The sequence below is a fragment of the Microcoleus sp. T3_B1 genome (assembly GCF_036700445.1).
In the GTDB taxonomy this organism is placed as follows: Bacteria; Cyanobacteriota; Cyanobacteriia; order Cyanobacteriales; family Microcoleaceae; genus Microcoleus.
Map to the genome: position 1 here is coordinate 151371 of NZ_JAUBOX010000003.1, position 19669 is coordinate 171039.

General features: G+C 45.1%; 18 protein-coding genes. 7 read left to right on the top strand and 11 right to left on the bottom strand.

Going from position 1 to position 19669, the window contains the following annotated elements; all coding sequences use genetic code 11:
• The first annotated feature begins 21 nt into the window (after positions 1-21).
• The gene (locus QT990_RS03155) at positions 22-732 is read left to right on the top strand and encodes a hypothetical protein (RefSeq protein ID WP_333144891.1); all 711 of its coding nucleotides are present in this window, start codon (positions 22-24) and stop codon (positions 730-732) included.
• A 26-nt stretch (positions 733-758) separates the two neighbouring features.
• Here the strand turns inward: QT990_RS03155 and QT990_RS03160 are convergent, their stop codons facing one another.
• From QT990_RS03160 to mutS, 4 genes are all read right to left on the bottom strand, one after another.
• On the bottom strand, positions 759-1268 hold the full coding sequence (locus QT990_RS03160; RefSeq protein WP_333144890.1) for a DUF4276 family protein: 510 nt from the start codon (positions 1266-1268) through the stop codon (positions 759-761).
• Positions 1269-1313: 45 nt separating this feature from the next.
• On the bottom strand, positions 1314-1481 hold the full coding sequence (locus QT990_RS03165; RefSeq protein WP_333144889.1) for a hypothetical protein: 168 nt from the start codon (positions 1479-1481) through the stop codon (positions 1314-1316).
• Positions 1475-2704 (bottom strand): AAA family ATPase, encoded by a 1230-nt coding sequence (locus QT990_RS03170; protein ID WP_333144888.1) that lies wholly within the window; start codon positions 2702-2704, stop codon positions 1475-1477. The genes QT990_RS03165 and QT990_RS03170 overlap by 7 nt, the downstream gene beginning before the upstream one ends.
• Before the next feature lie 138 nt (positions 2705-2842).
• Positions 2843-5470 carry a DNA mismatch repair protein MutS gene (gene mutS / locus QT990_RS03175; protein WP_333464902.1) on the bottom strand — a complete coding sequence of 876 codons (2628 nt, stop codon included), beginning with the start codon at positions 5468-5470 and terminating at the stop codon, positions 2843-2845.
• Positions 5471-6270: 800 nt separating this feature from the next.
• On the opposite strand from mutS, the gene QT990_RS03180 reads away from it, so the two are divergent.
• The 3 genes from QT990_RS03180 to QT990_RS03190 all read left to right on the top strand — a co-directional run bounded on the left by QT990_RS03180 (position 6271) and on the right by QT990_RS03190 (position 8754).
• A complete protein-coding gene (locus QT990_RS03180) occupies positions 6271-7437 on the top strand; it encodes a zinc-dependent alcohol dehydrogenase (RefSeq protein ID WP_333280169.1) in 1167 nt (388 codons plus the stop codon).
• Between the two features lie 27 nt (positions 7438-7464).
• A complete protein-coding gene (locus QT990_RS03185) occupies positions 7465-7674 on the top strand; it encodes an acetyltransferase (protein ID WP_333144887.1) in 210 nt (69 codons plus the stop codon).
• Positions 7675-8079: 405 nt separating this feature from the next.
• On the top strand, positions 8080-8754 hold the full coding sequence (locus QT990_RS03190) for an HAD family hydrolase (protein ID WP_333412219.1): 675 nt from the start codon (positions 8080-8082) through the stop codon (positions 8752-8754).
• Positions 8755-8805: 51 nt separating this feature from the next.
• Here QT990_RS03190 and QT990_RS03195 read toward each other — a convergent pair whose 3' ends face one another.
• Both QT990_RS03195 and QT990_RS03200 read right to left on the bottom strand, forming a co-directional pair.
• Positions 8806-9960 (bottom strand): AAA family ATPase, encoded by a 1155-nt coding sequence (locus QT990_RS03195; RefSeq protein WP_333464903.1) that lies wholly within the window; start codon positions 9958-9960, stop codon positions 8806-8808.
• Positions 9961-10081: 121 nt separating this feature from the next.
• Entirely contained in the window at positions 10082-10885 is an 804-nt protein-coding gene (locus tag QT990_RS03200; protein WP_333464904.1) for an RNA ligase family protein, read from the bottom strand.
• A gap of 87 nt (positions 10886-10972) precedes the next feature.
• Between QT990_RS03200 and QT990_RS03205 the strand changes: the two genes are divergently transcribed.
• From QT990_RS03205 to hpxZ, 3 genes are all read left to right on the top strand, one after another.
• Positions 10973-11842, top strand: a complete 870-nt coding sequence (locus QT990_RS03205) for a prohibitin family protein (protein WP_333464905.1) — start codon at positions 10973-10975, stop codon at positions 11840-11842.
• A 236-nt stretch (positions 11843-12078) separates the two neighbouring features.
• On the top strand, positions 12079-12498 hold the full coding sequence (locus QT990_RS03210; RefSeq protein ID WP_332982885.1) for a peptidylprolyl isomerase: 420 nt from the start codon (positions 12079-12081) through the stop codon (positions 12496-12498).
• Positions 12499-12744: 246 nt separating this feature from the next.
• Positions 12745-13131 (top strand): oxalurate catabolism protein HpxZ, encoded by a 387-nt coding sequence (hpxZ, locus tag QT990_RS03215; protein ID WP_333412223.1) that lies wholly within the window; start codon positions 12745-12747, stop codon positions 13129-13131.
• Between the two features lie 289 nt (positions 13132-13420).
• Here the strand turns inward: hpxZ and yhdJ are convergent, their stop codons facing one another.
• The 5 genes from yhdJ to QT990_RS03240 form a co-directional block, all read right to left on the bottom strand.
• Positions 13421-14281 (bottom strand): adenine-specific DNA-methyltransferase, encoded by an 861-nt coding sequence (gene yhdJ, locus QT990_RS03220; protein ID WP_333412224.1) that lies wholly within the window; start codon positions 14279-14281, stop codon positions 13421-13423.
• A gap of 66 nt (positions 14282-14347) precedes the next feature.
• Positions 14348-15472: a THUMP domain-containing protein gene (locus QT990_RS03225; protein WP_333412225.1), complete on the bottom strand. Its 1125-nt coding sequence runs from the start codon at positions 15470-15472 to the stop codon at positions 14348-14350.
• A gap of 516 nt (positions 15473-15988) precedes the next feature.
• A complete protein-coding gene (locus tag QT990_RS03230) occupies positions 15989-17323 on the bottom strand; it encodes a TldD/PmbA family protein (protein WP_333464906.1) in 1335 nt (444 codons plus the stop codon).
• A gap of 194 nt (positions 17324-17517) precedes the next feature.
• A complete protein-coding gene (locus tag QT990_RS03235; protein ID WP_333144873.1) occupies positions 17518-17769 on the bottom strand; it encodes a DUF4926 domain-containing protein in 252 nt (83 codons plus the stop codon).
• A gap of 181 nt (positions 17770-17950) precedes the next feature.
• A complete protein-coding gene (locus QT990_RS03240) occupies positions 17951-19438 on the bottom strand; it encodes a TldD/PmbA family protein (protein ID WP_333464907.1) in 1488 nt (495 codons plus the stop codon).
• Positions 19439-19669: the final 231 nt, after the last annotated feature.

Below are 19669 nucleotides of genomic sequence, written 5' to 3' on the forward strand. Positions count from 1 at the left end.
AATTTAAGGAGCTTTTAAAGAGTGATACAAGCGGATTTGGAACAGTTAAAAATTCCTGAGAAGGAGTTGGAGGATTTGAGCGGAATAGCTTTGAGCGACGGTTTTGCAGCGGATTTTTACCGACATGCTGCACTCCGGGACGGGAAAAAGCTGTTTTCTCTTTTGTTGAATGAGTTGCTGATATTTTGCCTGACATTAGTTGTTTCGCTGCCGATTGCTTTACTGGCTAATCAACATAAGGTTGGTTCATTTAGCGATGCTGAGATATTTGTCCGGGTTTTACAAATAACTTTGGGTTTGTCGCTGGCGATTACTGTGGCTTGGAATGTCTATAAATGGGTTAAGGCCAAGCCTCTGGCAACGCTAGCCGGTCTGCTGGATGAAGTTGAGAAGTATCATGAGGTGATTCAGGCTTTAGATATTATCGATCGCCTAACGGCTGCTGGCAATTTACAAGCCAATTTAATTAACCGAGGAGATGCAATTGAGGCATTAAAAATTACTAGAGAAAGTTTAGTCTGTGCTTTGAAAACAGAGAGGATTCTCAGGGAAAATCAGCAATTTATCGACCGCCGTTACGAGTTATTTGCTAATATTGAAAGTAATTTGGCTGCTTTGATGGCGGTGGATGTGAGCAATCGGGCGACTGAATACGGGCGGTTGCTGAATGAGGCTTTGGAAATTGGGATGAGCGTACACAAAGAGGTAAGAAAGTTACAAAATAGCAAGTAAATAGGGATTACATACACGCAATGTATTTATGTCTCTTCTAGGATTTTGGTAATTATTGTTGTGAAAAGGCGATCGCAACTAGGAGAAGCCTTGCGTACCTTGTCAACATCTAAAAGTTCTAACAGTTTGGGAGCGTGTCGTGTTTTGTGATATTTACCTTTAGAGGTTTTATTAGTGGCTGATTTCAGCCACTGACTCAGGTTGTATTTTGAAACTTTCTCCACGCTTTGATTTCCCTGCCTTTTGTGAAGATAATCTTCTTTAAATCCGCCCTTATAAAACTTGCTTAAAGCATCAATATCAGCAATAAACCAAGCCTCCATAGTTTGTACCATTAAGTGGCAACAGGCATCATCACGCCCCTGGGTCGCCAAAATCCAAGGTTGGTCTTCTTTTCTGCTCCTTAAATGCTCCCAAGGTGTGTGAGTTTCAGGAACAGGAGATTCAGAATCAACAAGCAAAACATTAAAAGCATCTGGATAAGATTCCATACTCATTAGGAAATCTTCGCAAGCATCGCCGCGAGATCCAGACATGATTGACAGGATTTTTATGCCTTTGCTCTCTGCGAGATCGTAGAGTTATTTGAAGAGATGAACAAAACCCGCTCGCAGCCCCGCTGTTGTCTCTTTTCCTGCCGGAATTTTACTCCTAAATCCCGGACGTTGTTGAGGTATATTTTCTGTTGTACTTTCATCTTCACTTTCATCTCCAATGCCTTCAATATAAATACGAATCTCCCTTACCATCGGTTTCCTCCGATGTGTCCCATCCGCCACAAATCTCCTAGAGTGTACTTTTCCAGCCACTTTTTAAGTTGCTGAGGCTCTAGACGGCGCAAGTGACTGCCTGTGTTATTCTGTTCGCAAACTAAGACGGATTCGGGAACTTCACTCAAACCAGAAACTAAAGCATCAGAATGAGTAGTAACAATTATTTGAGTTCTTTTAGATGCCGCAATTAGCAATTCAGCAACAGTCGATAAGATATCTGGATGCAACCCTAATTCTGGTTCTTCAATACAAATCAGGGGCGGTGGACTTGGGTGGCAAAGTAAAGTCAGCAAGCACAAATAACGAAGGGTACCATCTGATAAACGGGTAGCAGGAATTGGTCGATTGAAGTTTTTATCCCTTAGAAATGTTTGTATTGTACTACCTTCAATTTTAGTTATGATGTCACCTACTGCCTCGTAAAACTTTTGCAACTGCTCGATTAGCAAAGGTTTAATACCTTGGTATTCTAAATTGTTCAAAACATGAGCAAGGTTACTTGCATCTTCTTCAAGAAAGTCATTTGGTAAATCAGATGGTTGGGGCTTTCTTGGTGGCGTGTACCTGCCTAAATTCCATTCCCGATAAATACGGATATTGGAAAACTGATTGTTTAAATAGGCTAACTCAGGGTAAAAATCTTTGTCTTGTTTTTGGGACAAAACTGATTGAGAAGGATTTATCTCGCCACGGCGAAGATGGCGTGGACTCCTATTAGTGTATGTACCTTTTCCCTCTGCTGAGACATTTCTAATATTTAAGACTGGATTTCCATTTTCATAGCGGTAGAAAAAATATACATCTTCATAATTTGGATCTAATTCTAATTCATTTTCTACATATTCATCTACAATTTGTAGTTTTGGACCTTCCATCGTGAAAGAGATTTGATAGCGTAAGGGGATAGTTTCTTCAGGGTAATCTACGGTTGCCTCGATTGTAGCTGTTGGAATATTGTTGGAATTTTTTTCATCACCTTTCCAAAGCCACTCGCCAATACCGCCTCCTTGCCGAAATGGAGTATTTATATCATTGGGTGTTGACTGTAAAATCCCCACGGCATCGATCAAGTTGGACTTGCCCGATGCGTTGGGACCAATTAACACATTCAGGGGTTGAAGTTCTATTTCCTCTCCTTCACTTCCGTAGGATAGAAAGTTTTTTAAGCTAAGAGTTCGGATAAATCTTTTGCCTTGCATCTCATCCTCCTATTTAAAGCTTTTGATATCTGCAAAAATAGTATCACACTTTCGTCATTTTAAGGTCAGTAATCTGGGGATTACTGACCTTAAAATAGAGTTGATAGCTAAGTCCTGGATTCGGAGCGCTCGATCATTTCAATCGTCAAAAATATCCAACTGTTCGCCCTCCGACTCTTTTTTACCATTTTTTTTAACACCTTTCCGCAGCCCGATCGCAATTTTACTATGTTTCTCAATCTGCTTCATCACCTGTCTCGCCCGGTCAATCACCGACGGCGGTAAACCAGCTAATCTGCCCGCTTCAATTCCGTAAGATTTGTCAGCACCTCCCGGCTGAACTTGGTGCAAAAATACGATTTGATCCGGCAATTCTTTCACTGTCACTTGATAATTTGCGACATTATCTAAAATAGAAGCTAACTCATTTAACTCGTGATAGTGAGTCGCAAAAATTGTCCGCGCCCGAATCTCAGTTGCTAAATATTCTGCCACAGACCAAGCAATCGAAAGTCCGTCAAAGGTTGCCGTTCCTCTGCCAATTTCATCTAGCAAAACCAAGGATTGCGGCGTCGCATGATTGAGAATATTTGCAGTTTCGTTCATTTCTACCATAAACGTAGACTGACCTGTTGCCAAATCATCTACTGCGCCGACGCGGGTAAAAATGCGATCGCAAATTCCCAAACTCGCAGCTTTCGCCGGCACAAAACTGCCCATCTGCGCCATTAACTGGATCAAACCCACCTGCCGCAAGTAGCAGCTTTTCCCGCTAGCATTCGGCCCGGTTAAAATAATTAAATCTGGGCGGTTTAGCGATTCTTCCCGACCCAAAAAAGCAGAATTAGGTACAAAAAATCCCGGCGGCAAAGACTTTTCCACCACAGGATGACAACCTTCAATAATTTTAATTTCCCGACTTTCTGTCATAGTCGGGCGGCAGTAATTTTGGTAAACTGCTACTTCGGCCAAACCGCACAAAACATCTGCCGCCGCCACGGCGCGGGAAACGTTGCGAATAATTTCGGCGTGTTCTCCTACCTCCGATCGCACTTTAGCAAAAATATCGTATTCCAATTGATTTAAATCTTCCCGTGCTGTCAGAATTCGCACTTCCCTTTCTTTTAATTCTTCAGTGCTATAACGTTCTTCATTGGTGAGAGTTTGCTTACGGGTGTAGTCCTTCGGCACTTGGTCTACTTTCGATTTGGTAATGCTGATGTAATAGCCGAAAGCTTTATTGTAGCCTACTTTTAAATTAGAAATTCCCGTGCGTTTTCTCTCGGTAGCTTCTAAATTTGCAATCCATTCTTGGTCGGCTGATGCAGTGTGGCGCATTTCATCTAGCATGGCATTGATTCCCGATCGAATCAAACCTCCTTCTTTTAAATGAATCGGCGGTTCGTCAACTAAATGAGCGTGAATTTTACTTGCTAATTCTTCTAAAAGTGGCGGTACATTTTGCAGCGCTTTCAAATAGGGCGAGATCCCTTGGGCTGCGATCGAAGCTAATTCCGGCAGTTTCGAGAGAGAATCAGCTAAAGCGACCAAATCCCGCGCGCTAGCTGTTCCAGAACCGGCGCGGCCTGTCAGTCTTTCGATGTCGTAAATTTGGCGCAGCAACTGCTGCAAATCTTGGCGCAGACCGTTATTTTCTACTAATTCTTGAATCGTGTCGTGTCGGGCGCAAATGCCTTTAATGTTGAGCAAAGGTTGCAGCACCCAGCGGCGCAAAGCGCGGCCTCCCATTGCGGTGCTGGTTTTGTCGATCGCCCACAGCAGCGAACCGTGAAAAACCCCATCTCTCACTGTTTGAGTAATTTCGAGATTGCGGCGGGTTTGGTAGTCGAGTATGAGAAAATCGGTGAGAGTGTAAGTGTGCAATCTTTGCAAAGAAACTGCTTTTTCCTTTTGAGTTTCTTCGATATATTGCAGCAAACCGCCAGCGGCGCGCACTGCGAGGGAAAGGTGGCCGCATCCCATACCTTCGAGCGATCGCACTTTGAACTTTTGCAGGATTCTCTGTTTTGCTTCGGACAAACTAAACGGAATTTGCGATCGCAAAGAATAGCAAAACGAATTCGGCAAACAATCGGGTAAATGCTCGGATTTCTCTCCGGGCCTCAACATAGTCACCAAATCCGGCGCATTAGTCGGTACCAAGACTTCCGAAGGCTGCAAGCGCAGCAATTCAAGGGTTAATTGTTCTAAACTGTCTGCTTGGGTAGTGACGAATTCTCCTGTAGAAATATCTGTATAAGCCAATCCCCAATGTTCCCCAGCGATGACGACTGCTGCTAAAAAATTATTTTGTCTGGGTTTGAGCATTCCGTCATCAGTCAAGGTTCCGGGAGTGAGAATGCGGGTAATTTCTCGCTTGACTTGGCGGCCTTCTTTCGCAGCTATCGAGGCATCTTCTACTTGGTCGCAAACTACCACAGCATAGCCTTTTTCTACTAACATTGAGGTGTAGCGGTCGAGGGCGTGGTGCGGCACTCCTGTCATCGGCACTCTGCCAATTTCTTTGCCGCTTTCTTTGCTAGTACAAACAAGTTCTAATTCCTGCGAAATAGTAACTGCATCTTGGAAAAAACACTCAAAAAAATCTCCGACTCGAAACAATAAAAGTGCGTGGGGATACTGTTCTTTCACTTCCACATACCGCTGCATCATCGGCGTCAGCTTGGTGAATTCTAGTAGGCGGTGGTCGGCATTGCGGATGTTGGGTTGATGGGGATCTGTTGGGGTAGATGCAGTGTAAGGCATAAAAGGCGATCGATAAATTTTAATCTTTAACAACTTTAGCGCAAGCTCGGCTTTTAGCTCTAACTAATATACAATATGTGACGATTAATCCTCCTTAAGCAGGGTGCGTGATTCTCAATATTGAGGAACAGTGTTGAGCTATACAAAATTCACGCACCCTACTTAATAATCGATCAACCCGCTTTTAGTTGAGAATTTTTCGGTCGCTTTTTATCTAATGTGAGCTTAATCCTCGGCTATAGTGAGATTAAGTGCGAAAGTTTTATTTATTGTGAGAGGAGAGCGATCGGAGATCGACAAAAACAATCTCATCCATCTCGCTGTTAGGATCGCGAATTAAATAATTTACACTCTTGAAAGTGGGTTGGGCGTCCCGCCCGCCCTTTCTGGACGGGCGGGACGCCCATCCCACAAGAACCATCACGCATTCTAAGTTATTTAATTCTCATTCCTTAGCTGTTATGGCAGAAGGAAGAAGGCTTTAGTTATCTAGGAGAGAAGGAAGAAGCAAGGATTTCAGCAATTAAGAACGTCCTAACCGTCGGGCGTGGTTGCTATAAATGTTGGTGGTTAACAGAACAATGTGAAATTTCCCGCACTTTAGTAGGAGGATAAACTTTACATTTTTGTTATTGAAAACAGCCGGAAGATAGATTTACAAATTATACCTCGGATAGAGAGATAATATATTTTATAGGCTTAAAATTAAAACATCCAAGCAGGTAATTTATGGGCGTAGTAAATTTAAGATTTAGAATCAAAAATCTGCTAGCTAGTAGTTGACTAGAGGAAAAAAAATAATGAAAGCTCTTTGCTGGCACGGAGCAAATGATGTGCGAGTTGATAATGTACCAGACCCAACAATTATCAACCCGCGCGATGCGATAGTTAAAATCACGTCTACAGCAATCTGCGGCTCAGATTTGCACCTCTACAACGGCTTGATCCCGACAATGCAATCGGGCGACATCATGGGCCACGAATTCATGGGGGAAGTAGTCGAACTCGGCAGCGAAGTCAAGAACTTAAAAAAGGGCGATCGCATTGTCATTCCTTTTACTATTTCTTGCGGCAGTTGCTTCTTTTGCAACCGCGATTTGTGGTCGCTGTGCGACAACTCCAACCCCAATGCAGGATTGGCTGAAAAAATCTACGGCCATTCGCCGGCTGGACTGTTTGGCTTCTCCCATTTAACGGGCGGCTATGCAGGAGGTCAAGCAGAATACGCGCGGGTTCCGTTTGCAGATGTCGGCCCTTTAAAAATTCCCGACGGACTTTCGGACGAACAAGTATTGTTCCTCACCGATATCTTTCCTACGGGTTACATGGCGGCCGAAAACTGTGACATTCAGCCGGGGGATACGGTAGCCGTTTGGGGATGCGGCCCAGTCGGACAATTTGCGATCAGAAGCGCGTTTATGCTGGGGGCCGATCGAGTAATTGCGATCGACCGCGTACCGGAACGCTTGCAAATGGCGGCTGCGGCCAAAGCTGAAATCATCAACTACGAAGAAATGGACGCCGGGGAAGCCGTCACCGAAATGACGGGGGGACGCGGGCCCGACTCTTGCATCGACGCGGTGGGAATGGAAGCCCACGGCACCGGTCTCGACGCTTTGTACGACAAAGCTAAGCAAGCCGTGCGGTTGGAGAGCGATCGACCCACTGCCCTGCGACAAGTGATAGTAGCTTGCCGCAAAGGCGGCACAGTCTCAATTCCCGGCGTTTACGGCGGCTTTGTTGACAAAGTGCCCCTAGGTGCAGCTTTCAACAAAGGCTTGACCCTGAAAATGGGACAAACGCACGTTCACCGCTATTTGCGGCCGTTGCTCGATCGCGTTCAAAAAGGCGAAATTGACCCGTCATTCGTAATTACGCACCGAATGAAATTGGATGAAGCGCCCCACGCCTACGAGATTTTCCTCAACAAAAAAGACAACTGCATCAAAGTTGTCCTCAAACCCTAACTCGCATTCAATTGACAAGGAGAAACTATGCTTTTACAAGAAAAAGAATCAGGCGACTTGATTGAAATCCTCGATGTAGATGCTTTAATCAGCCCTACAAAAAATGAAGTGCCGGGAAAAAATCAAGCTGGTCAAGAAGAGCAAGAGACAGCAACTTTTCCAAAAAGTAATTTAGTCTTTCCTTCCGGTGAAACTTTGCCGCGCTGTTGGACTGAGGAAAATTATCAAACTCATTAATTCTTCTGATTCTCCCCATCCCCTTTAACAAGGGGGCGAGGGCAGGGCAGGGCTGTTTCATTCTCAGAAAAACCAGGGTTTTGTAGGGGCGGTGCGACCCCTACTCCCCGTGCCCGCCCGGCCGATAGACGAGCGGGTAGGGGTTTCAGATATCGGGGCAACCGGGCGTGGGATTGCCCCTACAAGAGAATGAAACAGCCCTGGGGGGGAGGGGAAGCTAGGGGTAGGAACAGGGTACATAGGTGTCAATTTAACCCGAAAAATCGCTCTGAGACTGAAGTCCCTGTCTAAAGGTTCGTAGTGGGGACTTCCGTATCCGATTGACTAATTAAATAATTGTGGACTAAAGTTTTTACTACCAAATAGTTTTTTGGAATAAGTCTAATAACTAACAACAAATAAGTTATGCAATTGCAAGCAGTAATTCTCGATATTGACGGTACTCTGACGCTCAGCAATGACGCCCACGCTCAAGCTTGGGTAGAGTCATTTGCGACTTACGGCTACGAGGTGCCGTTCGAGAAAGTTCGCCCGCTAATTGGCATGGGAGGCGACAAAGTTATACCCAAAATGGTATCAGGACTTTCCGACGAAACAGGCGACGGGAAAAAGATTGCACAGCGGCGCAAAGAACTGATTATTAACCGCTTTTCTCCCGATCTTTCTCCAACCCCCGGTTCGCGGGATTTGCTGTTAAAAATGCAGCAAGAAGGATTGCGGCTAATTATTGCTACTTCAGCTACCACCGAAGAACTTTCCGGTTTGCTGAAAGCTGCACAAGTTGACGATTTATTGGATCAAGCGCAAGCGGCGACATCGAGTGATGCAGAAGCTTCTAAACCGGAACCGGATATTGTGGAAGCTGCTTTGAGCAAATTGCAGATGGAAGCGAGTCAGACGGTAATGTTAGCTGATACTCCTTACGATATCGAAGCTGCGGGCAAGTGCGGGGTGCCAGTAATTGCTTTTCGGTGCGGAGGTTTCGATGATGCTTCGCTGGCAAATGCTGCGGCAATTTACGATCACCCTGCTGATTTGTTGGCGCATTATGACGATTCTATTTTAGGGAAAAAAAATTAGTAGCGCGTTGAAGTAAGATGGCTAACTGGGGGGAATCGCCCCTAAAGTAACCTAATCGGTTACGATCCGATCGACTTGATGCGCTTCTGTGATGTCTGGAATATCCAGCCGCGCAGCTAATTTGCGAATGACTGCTTCCGGTACTGTTGCTGTGCGCGATCGATTCCGGTGCAATACTTCCTCAAAAGGAACTTCCAAGTAAACAATGCGAATTCGCGCTTGATAAGCAGCAAAAAAATCAATTAATTGCTGCCGCATTTGTTTAGTTGTATTCGTGGCGTTCCACACAAAAGAACGCCCCTCGTTCATGTATTCGCGCGCTCTTTTTTTGGCGGCTGTCACCACATTTCCAGGGGTTTCGTCGGGAGGGACATTCATCTCTTTTCGCAGTGCATCCAGCGAGATTACTGGCAAATCTGGAAGATTTTCCCGAATCCAATAATCTTTACCACTTGCGGGCAATCCCGACATCAAAATTACTTCGCATTTAGTGTCGTCAAATGCTTCGTAATCCGGGTTGCCGTTCTCTTTGCGGAAGTAGATAAATCTGCTGTGTGCAGAGGGGAATTGTCGGGGAGAATCCAAACAATTATTTTCTTGACAAAACTCCCGAAATAGTTCTATTTTATCAAGCAATTCTTGTCTGTCGCTACACTGTCGGCCGCGCACGTCTGCTTCGGCTAAAAGTGCGAGGAAATCGCAGCGGACAACTTGACTGACTTTAATTACAGACTGCTGGGGGTTGGGTTTGTCGATCAGCCAGATGGGTAAACTGCCGAATTGGACGATCGCCACAACTGTTTCGCGAATCTCAAACTGCACGGGCGGGTCGAATTGAGATAAAATTTGTCTGACCATTCTCGCACCTTGGCGGGCGTGACCTTTTGAACTAATTCTGCCGTCGGCTTCTATTGTTGTAAAGGCGGGTTTGGCGACATCGTGCAGCAAAGCGGCGGCAAAAAGTATCGATCGTTCTTTTTCGGGAAGTTGCCGCCAATTCGGGGAAGATATTAATGCTTCGCAGACCATTCTGGTATGAATTAAAACGTCTCCTTCGGCGTGATAAATCGGGTCTTGCTGACAGCCTTTTAAGTTTTGAATCCAATCGAAATGATTTTGAATGCTGTCCCAATCCAGAAACCAATCGGGCGGTTGGGGGCAAAAGGGAAAAGTCCAAGTTGGGGATTGTGATAATAGAGCAGTCATGGTTTCACCTCTTTGTTAATATAGTAAGATGTCGAATTGGCACCTTTATTTTTTAGTCCGCGAAGGCGGACTTCGTTTGTGTAGTCGCGGTTTAAACCGCCGAGTATTATAATAGTTATAGTTAGGGCGCAAGTCCTGTGAAATTAAATAAATCTGCGCCGGGACGCAGAATATTGGGTACAATTGGGCGATTGAGCCAATGTCCTTCGGCGTTTTTAATCGCTGTTAAAAAGCTGGCACGCACGTACTTGTAACGCGCCTTGACAATTCCGTCTTCCTCTACTTTAATATACAAACCTTCCATAATATCGCTCTTGTCAGTCTCTTTCAAGCATCGTTCTTCATCTAATCCCAATTCCCCGCAGTACAAACGCAACCGATCCAAATGCCCGGATTGAATAAAATTAGATTTTCCCATAAACTGCATCATGTGCTTGGGAGATTTCAGCACTCCCGAAAACAGCACGGGAACGGACACTAACGGCAGTCCGCTTAACAACTTGCGGCGGGATTCTGTACTCAGAAATTGACTGGTTTCTAAGTCCAGCACATCGTATTCCATAAAATAGTGCGGCAAAAAATCATAAAAAACAGTGTGTTTGGCATAAAGCCATTCGCCGTAAAGAATGTAGCGATTTCCCAGCACTTCTCCCAGGGCTGGGCTGAGACTGAAAGCCCACTGTTTGAATAAGTTAAAATGTTTTTCCCTCGGCCCACCGGTGAGATAGTGGCCGCGACTTTGCAGCAGCATTTGTCCGTCGGGTGCGAAGCTGATGCCTGTATTAGCGCCGTCTACCTTTTCTTCAATCACTGTCGGGCGATCGATCACAGCGCTAAATGGCACGCTGTCGAGGTCTTCATCACCCGGTTGGAAACGCGAACCTTCGATGTGATAAGTTCGAGGATATTTAACAATTTTGACCATCAGCCAATCCCTTTGAGATTTGAGACTTTAGAGGCGACCCAATCTATTTAACCATTATAATGGAATTATCACAAAGGAGCGTGTAAGTTGAAAACTCAAAATTTCCAAAGCATATCATCAGCAATCGCTGGGATTCTATTAGTAGGCGCGCTACTCCTCGGATTAAACTCTTTCGTCGTTATCAATCCCGGTGAAGCAGGGGTGGTTAGCGTTTTAGGAAAAGCCACAGATGGAGCATTGTTAGAGGGGTTTCATCTCAGACCCCCGTTGATATCCAAGGTAGATGTGTACGATGTAACAGTGCAAAAATTTGAAGTTCCCGCCCAGAGTGCTACTAAAGACCTTCAGGATTTAAATGCTAGTTTTGCGATCAATTTTCGCCTCGATGCTGAGAAAATAGTGGAGATCAGAAGGACTCAAGGAACTTTGGAGAATATAGTCTCAAAAATTATTGCTCCTCAGACGCAAGAAGCATTTAAAACAGCGGCTGCACTGAGAACCGCCGAACAATCTATTACTCAAAGAAGTGAACTGAAGCGAGACTTTGATACTGCGCTGAAGGAAAGGCTATCCAAGTATGATGTAATCGTGCTCGATACGAGCGTTGTTAACATTCGATTCTCCACAGATTTTGCGAAAGCGGTTGAGGAGAAACAGGTTGCTGAACAGCGGGCGCAAAGGGCTGTTTATGTGGCTCAGGAAGCAGAACAGCAGGCTCAAGCTGATATTAACCGCGCTCAAGGTAGGGCTGAAGCTCAAAGACTTTTGGCTGAAACTTTGAAGGCTCAGGGCGGCGATTTAGTGCTGCAAAAAGAGGCGATCGAAGCTTGGAGAAGCGGCGGCGCTCAGATGCCAAAAGTGCTAGTTATGGGCCCAGGTTCGAGTCGGGTTCCTTTCATTTTTAATATGAGCGATATTCAGGAAGAACCCGATCGCCCGCCAGTGACCAACGATTAAAATATGGCTGAGGGTAACAAGCCCGGTGTCTGGGAAAATATTGGCTTTGCTAACCAGAAATCTCGCAATAAACCGGGTTTCCTCAGAAAGCACACATAAGTCTTATGAGAGTTACCGGAATATGCTACACTTCTGAAAGCCACAATATAACGACAGTTTGAAACCTGTCGTTATAAAAGCGAAGTCCGCAATTAACACGTAGGCAACACACTCATTTTAGGAAGCAAGGAAAAATCATGACCCGCGCTATAATGGAAACCGACAAAGGCACAATCAATTTGGAATTGTTCGATGCGGATGCGCCTAACACAGTGAAGAATTTTGTTGACTTGGCCGAAAAAGGTTTTTACGATGGATTGGCTTTTCACCGAGTCATTCCTAACTTTATGATTCAAGGTGGCTGTCCAAAAGGCAATGGAACGGGCGGCCCCGGCTACAAAATCAAGTGCGAAATCAACTCGAACAAACATTTGGCAGGAACTTTATCGATGGCTCACGCAGGTAAAGATACGGGTGGTAGCCAATTCTTTATTTGCCATTCTCCCCAGTCTCATCTAGATGGAGTTCACACAACTTTTGGCAAAACTGAGGATATGTCTGTCGTCAATGCTATCCGCCAAGGTGACAAGATTATTTCGCTCAAAATTGAGCATTAATTTTCTCTAATTAGTTGCGTTTGCAATAAGGAATTTAGTCCTTATTGCAAACAAAACGTGTGAAAGTTAAGAGTTTTAATATCTACAATTTATGACCAATAATTTCTTAATGGTACCAGCCCCCGGATTTATCCGTGGAATCAATCCCAAATCCAAAATCCTTGCATCCTCAAGCCCCCGGATTTATCCGTGGTGTCAATTCTTCAATCTAAAATCTAAAATCTAAAATCTAAAATCTAAAATCGAATGACTCTTATCAATGATTCTGCTGTGGTGGCTGAGTTAACTGAACTATATTTAAAATACGAAAAAGCTCTTTGTACGAATGATATTGAAACTCTCGATAATTTGTTCTGGGATGCGCCGGAAGTCGTGCGGTTTGGGGTGACGGAGAACCTGTACGGGAGCGATGAGGTGAGGGCTTTTCGCAAAGGACGATCGCCTGTAAATGTCGATCGAGAAATGTTCAACCTCAAAGTCGTGACATTCGATGCAGACACGGCGGCTGTGACGCTGGAATTTCGCCGTGTAATGGATGGAGTAGTGCGGCTGGGGCGGCAGAGTCAGATGTGGCGCAAGTTTCCTCAAGGGTGGAAGATTGTTTCCGCTCACGTTTCTTTGTTGCCGGTGTAAATGTTAAAGGTAAGGAAACAATAATTGTCTAAAGCAGGCGGAATTTATAACTAAGGATCGCGAATTAAATAACTTACAATTTTAATTGTTATTGTGGGATGGGCGGGACCCCCATCCCACAAACTTGTGGAAATTATTTAATTCTCATTCCTAATAAGACTTACGCACGCACGGGTGGTTAGAAACCGGGTTTTTTTGCGAAAATATTTTGTTGCAGCCCGCATATCCCGTAAAAAACCCGGTTTCTTTAATCGGAGTACGTGGGTAAGTTCTGACTGAATCATTCATCTTATAGAGAAACGTCTAATAGTTCAAGTTCCAGACTTTCTTCCTCATCTTGATAATTAAATTCCAAAGACATCAGCTTCTCTTCACTCTCATCCGGGGTAATTTGCAACCTCCGCAATCCTATTTGTAGATACTTTTCTTGTAATTCTATGCCGATGGACTTTCTGTTAAACTGCTTGGCAACAAATGATGTTGTAAAAGTTCCCGAAAATATATCTAGTACAACGTCGCCCTCATTACTACTGGCTTTGATAATTCTTTCTAACAACGATGTTGGTTTCTGGGTAGGATGTTCCTCATACTCAGGCATACGATATCTAACTCGCGGAAACTCCCAGACATTACCGGGAACTTTTTTAGAATTATATACTGATGGTGTAGCCTTGCGGTAGTCAATTAGTTTCCTAACAGCTCCGGTTTTCGCCTCTACCAGAATATCTGAGGAATTAAATGTATAATTTCGTTTGTCCTTGACGCAATATAAAATTGGTTCGTAAAGAGAGCCGTAAAATTTTTTTGCTTGTACGCCCGAACTGTCATAATACCACACTATTCGAGAAAGGATTGTTAAGCGATCGCGCAAATATAAATCAAAGTAGGGCATACTTTGAGTTGACGCCATTAGATACAAACTGCCGTTATGCTTGAGCTTATTAATACATAAGTTCAACCAAGTATAACTCCATTCTAAATAATCGCTTTCAAATTCCCACTTGTCTTTAAAACCATTGAAATTTTTGCCAATATTATAGGGAGGATCTGCAAAAATTAAATCTATTGAGTTGTCTTCGATTTCACTCCCAAGCACTTCTAACACATCTCCTAAGATGAGTTTGTGGTCGTCAATTTCAAAGATTTTCATTTAGCCTAGCCTCTTCCAATAAATATTGGCTCTTGTCAAGTGTACTCAGATATATTCTATAAATATTTAATACAGTTCATATTTGAGCAAAGTACACGGAATCGAGCCATTAAAAACCGGAATTCGCCGCGATGTCCTGAGTCCCACCTTTTTACCCAACTCCTTATTTCCAGTCAAAATAAACGCATTCCAACCTTTAAAACGATTCTTGAAAATATCCCCTAACATCTTGTACAAATCTCCCAATTCGCTAGCATCTCCCAGGCGCTCTCCGTAGGGAGGATTGCAAATCAAAACGCCTCTGTCTGCGGGTGCTTCCAACTGAGATAACTCGGTTTGAGCAAACTGAATCTTACCGGAAATACCAGCTTGCTGCGCGTTCGTGCGAGCTTGGGTTAACATATCGGAATCGCGATCGCACCCGGCAACCACCTCTTTAAGTTCCGGTAATTCGCTGTTTTCCGCTTCCGCCCACAAGTTATCCCACAAAGGTTCGTCAAAATCCCGCCAACTCATAAATCCAAACTTTTCTCGAAACAATCCCGGTGCAATATTCAATCCCTTTAACGTCGCTTCCAAAGGCAAAGTCCCAGAACCGCACATCGGGTCTAAAAACGGCAAATCTGGCGTCCATTCTGCCATCTCCAACAAAGCCGCAGCTAGGGTTTCTTTGAGGGGAGCAAGCCCCATCGCCGGTCGATATCCCCGGCGGTGCAAACTGCCGCCCGAACTGTCTAAACTTAAAATAGCTCTATCTTGATGAATGTGAAGGTTAATTAGCAAATCGGGATGCTCTACATCAACATTAGAACGCTTGTTAAATTGCAGGCGCTGTTGGTCGGCGATCGCATTTTTGACCTGCAAAGCTGTAAAGTGAGTGTGGTTCAACTTTTCGTTGCCGCCGGTGCAGTTTACTGCTAAAGTATTGTCGGGATATAAGTATTCGTCCCAAGGGATTTTCTGCACTTCGCGGTAGAGCATATCCGAGTTGTAACACCGGAATTCGGCGATCGGCATTAGCACTCGAAAAATTGTTCTCGACCAAAGATTGACGCGGTACAATAAAGCCCGATCGCCCGCAAAGTAAACCCCTGTAAAATCTGGCTTGACATCCTGGGCCCCTAAACGTTCTAATTCTTGGGCGGCAATTGTTTCTAAACCGCGCGCAACAGTAGCAAAATATTGATTCATTGATAATTGGGAATTGGGAATTGGGAATTGGGCATTGTTACTAACAACAGACACCAGACTGATGACTATAATAGCTGGTTTTAATCCTAACTATCAAAATAAATACTCTACCTTTACGATAAATCACTCGCATTAATCTGGGTGGGGGCGGGTTTGAGAGATTGTTCTTTGTTGGCTGTGATTGTTTGTGAAACCCGCCCCTACAGATTGTGAGAAATGTGCAAGTCACAAACTGTCAGTGGGGGCGGGTTTGAGAGATTGTTCTTTGTTGGCTGTAATTGTTTGTGAAACCCGGCCCTACAGATTGTTAGAAATGTGCGAGTCACAAACTGTCAGTGGGGGCGGGTTTGAGAGATTGTTGTTTGTTGGCTGTGATTGTTTGTGAAACCCGCCCCTACAGATTGTTAGAAATGTGCGAGTCACAAACTGTCAGTGGGGGCGGGTTTGAGAGATTGTTCTTTGTTGGCTGTGATTGTTTGTGAAACCCGCCCCTACAGATTGTTAAAAATGTGTGAGTCACAAACTGTCAGTAATACTCGTGAAATTAAAAGCTTTCACGCGCACTCCGGGCACGACACTACCCCCGTAACGCTTCACCGTACTAACTGCATCCACATCGCGCAACATATCAGGTAAAACTTGATTGAAACGCAGGTTTTTAATCGGGTAAGCAATTTTGCCATCCTCAATCCAAAAAGTACCGTCGCGAGTCATTCCCGTTACTTCCAAAGTTTTCGGATTAACGTAGCGCACGTACCAAGCTCGACTGACAAAAATCCCTCGCTCGGTTTGAGCAATTAAATCTGCTAAACTTTGGTCGGAACCTGTCATTACGATCGGGTAATAAGCACCTTTCGCCTCTTTGCCTTTTTGTGCCGCCCAGTAGCGGGAATAAGACAAACTTTGAGGGACGCCATCTTTGATGATTTCCAAATAGTTATTGCTCAATCCGTCGCCGAAAAAAGTATTCGATCGCAACAAAGGATGAGCCGGATCGCGCTGCACTTGCACTAACGGGCTGAAAATTTGTTCCCCCGCGCGGTTTCCCTCTGCATCGGCGATCGACATAAACGATCGCCCCTCATCCGCCGCCCTCGCATCCAAACTCCAAATTACCCACGGTAGCAAGCCCGCAAAAGCAGCACCGTCAAAGATTACCGGATAAACGCCGGGAGTGATGGGGCGCGGGTTGCGAGATGCGATCGCCCGATCGAGCACTTGTTCTGCTAATTGGGCGATCGGCAATTCGTTGATACTCCAAGCAGTGCTCTTCGCCCAACTAGAACCGTCTTCAACGCGAGCAGTAAAGCTGAAATCCGCATCTGTAGACTGGTTGCAGGCGCGGAGTCCGGTTGACGAGGCGATCGCGTACAGCGACGCCTCAGTGCTCAAAGTGCCCGAACCATGAGCGCCCCCCTGGGAGGATCTGGCGCACGCTTGCTGCACCATTTCGGCCCGCGCTAGAGGCGATACAGTTGCCGTTGCTGCGTCGAATGCGGGCGATCGCAAATCGTAGGTTTGAGGTGGCAGCAGCGGCATCCATTCGGGGTCTGCCGGCGCAATTCGGGCCAATTCTTCCGATCGCTTGACTGCGGAGGCGATCGCATCTTCATCAAATTCTGTAACAGCAGCAGAGGCGCTTTTGTTACCAAAATAGCTAGTAATGCTCAGGTTAAATACAGTTTTGCTGATATTTTGGCTGATTTGATTTTCCGAGAAGCGGGAAAGAGATTCCTCGCCAGTAGAGAGACTGACAAATACTTCCTCTGCTTTGGAGAGTTTGACTGCTTTTTCTACTAAAGATAAGGCTTGGTCTTCACTTAAAAGTGCGGGCGATGTTGTTACGAGCATAAGCTAAAGTCCCGGAATATTTGTTGTATTTGAAAATAGGTTTAGCCGCAATATAGCAATCCTAAATCATTTGCATAATTATTGTAGGGGCAATCCCCCCGTGGTTGCCCGATAGATAGGGGGTAGCCACGGGGAGTAGGGGTAGCACTACCCCTACAAATTTATCTGAATCATTTAGGAGTGCAATACTACGGTTAACTCGCCTGTACTAAAGAGCGTACTGCTAACACTTCATCTGCTCGCAGAGGTTCCACATCTGAAGGAGAAACAGCCACAACTAAAATCGATTCTCCTAAAGCATTAAATATTTCTAGAACGCAGCCATCATCTTCGCCTTCCCTTGGATGAGGTACCCGATCGACTAGCATGGCTACATCACCTTTTTTTAGCTGATATAGCGGCATATCCCGACACAATGCTACACGCTGGTAAAGTTCAAGTTTCACGTCGAGACTCCTTTTTGGGTTTGAGAGTAAGCTGTCGGGCATCTAAGTTGTCAGTCCGGGACGCAATTGTCATAATTAGTAAGGTGCGTCGCTGCGATATTTTAGATTTTTTTGAGGATTTTTGATGGCGACGCACCCTACAGCTCCTTTATAATTCTCACTTTAAAAACCTACAATCTAATTAAGAATTTCCCCCAATTTGAATATCCCTCACTCGCACCGGCACACAAGCGTGAGTCATTTGAGCAACCTGCATCGGCTCGCCCTTTCCGCATATATTAGTACCGCACTGAACCAGCTCCGACGCCGGCCCGATCGCATCTATTTGATTCCAGAAATCAGTAGTCATCGCCTGATAAGTTACATCCTTCAACATACCGACAACTTTACCTTTTTCCACTTTCCAAAAAGCATCGCCGCCGAATTGAAAATTGCGCCGCTGCTGGTCAATCGAATAACTACCCATACCGTCGATTAAAATCCCGTCTTCCGTATCAGCAATCATCTGGGCCAAAGTAGCAGTATGGCTGCCGCCATCCGGGCCCGGCTCCAATCCCAAATTGGGAATTCTCACCATCGGCACGCTAGACCAACTGTCAGCGTAAGCAGAACCGTTGCTGCTGGCACGTCCGAGGCGATAAGCCGTCTCTCTGTCAGTGAGATAATCAACTAAAATTCCATCCTTGACAACGTACCACTCTTGTGATTTTACGCCCTCATCATCGTAACCCATTGTACCGCGGCCACCTGGTTGAGTGCGATCGCACTTAAAATTCACCCAAGGTGCAGCGTATTGCAGTTTATTTAACTTATCAGTAGTAGCAAAGCTAGTGCCAGCAAAATTAGATTCGTAACCGTAAACCCGGTCTAATTCAGTTGGATGACCGACAGATTCGTGGATTGTCAAAAACAAATTTGTCGCCTTAAGAATCAGGGATTTGCAAATACCAGCCGGGATTTGGGGAGCGCGCACTTTCTCAATAGCTTCAGCGGCAACTCTTTCGACTTGACTCAACAAATCATCGGGATTAATATGTTCGTAACCGATATTCAGCGGCGGGCGTTCGTAACTGCGACTTTGGGCATCGCCGCCCGCAATTGCCGTACAGTCAAAACCCGGATAGCTGCGGTAGATTGTTTGTTCGATTAGCGAGCCTTCTGTGGAAGCAAAAACCTTGTCTTCGCGGCTGGACTGCAAAAAAGAAGAAGCTTTTTTGATGCCTTGTGCGCCGTGTGCTAGTAGCTTCTCGTTGATAGTTAGCAGCAGTTCGGCTTTGTCAGCAACGGGTACAGAAAAAGGATCAATGGTGATGGGAGTAATGTAGGTATCGACATATTTTTCGACAGGCACTAACCGCACCGGTTCCTTCTGAGTTAGGCGGCTGCCTTTAGCAATTTCTACAGCCAAAGCGACTATTCTTGCAACCTCTGCGGGTGTTTTGCTGTGACTGGCGGCAAACCCCCAAGCGCCGTCTAGAAGCACCCGCACGCCAAAACCGGAACTTACATTATCTGACAGTTGACTTAAAGATCGATCGCGCGCGTAAAGATTCTGCCTTCGATAAGTGCAAAAACGCACATCACCGTACTCGCAACCTGTTTTCCGAATCAAATCTACAGCCAAATTTGCTAACTCGTTAGCAGAGATTTTTGCAGTTAATTGCACCATAGTTATTCGTCATTCGTCATTAGTTGTTAATTATTATAGCGCTTTTCAATTTTTTGAACCCTTTTCAATAAGCTTTCTCTGGGCGGGCAGGATGCCCAACCCCTACTCCCCACAAGAAATTTACTGTTTGTGGAACAGGCATCTTGCCTGTTAATGTGGAACAGGCATCTTGCCTGTTAATGTGGAACAGGCATCTTGCCTGTTAATGTGGAACAGGCATCTTGCCTGTTA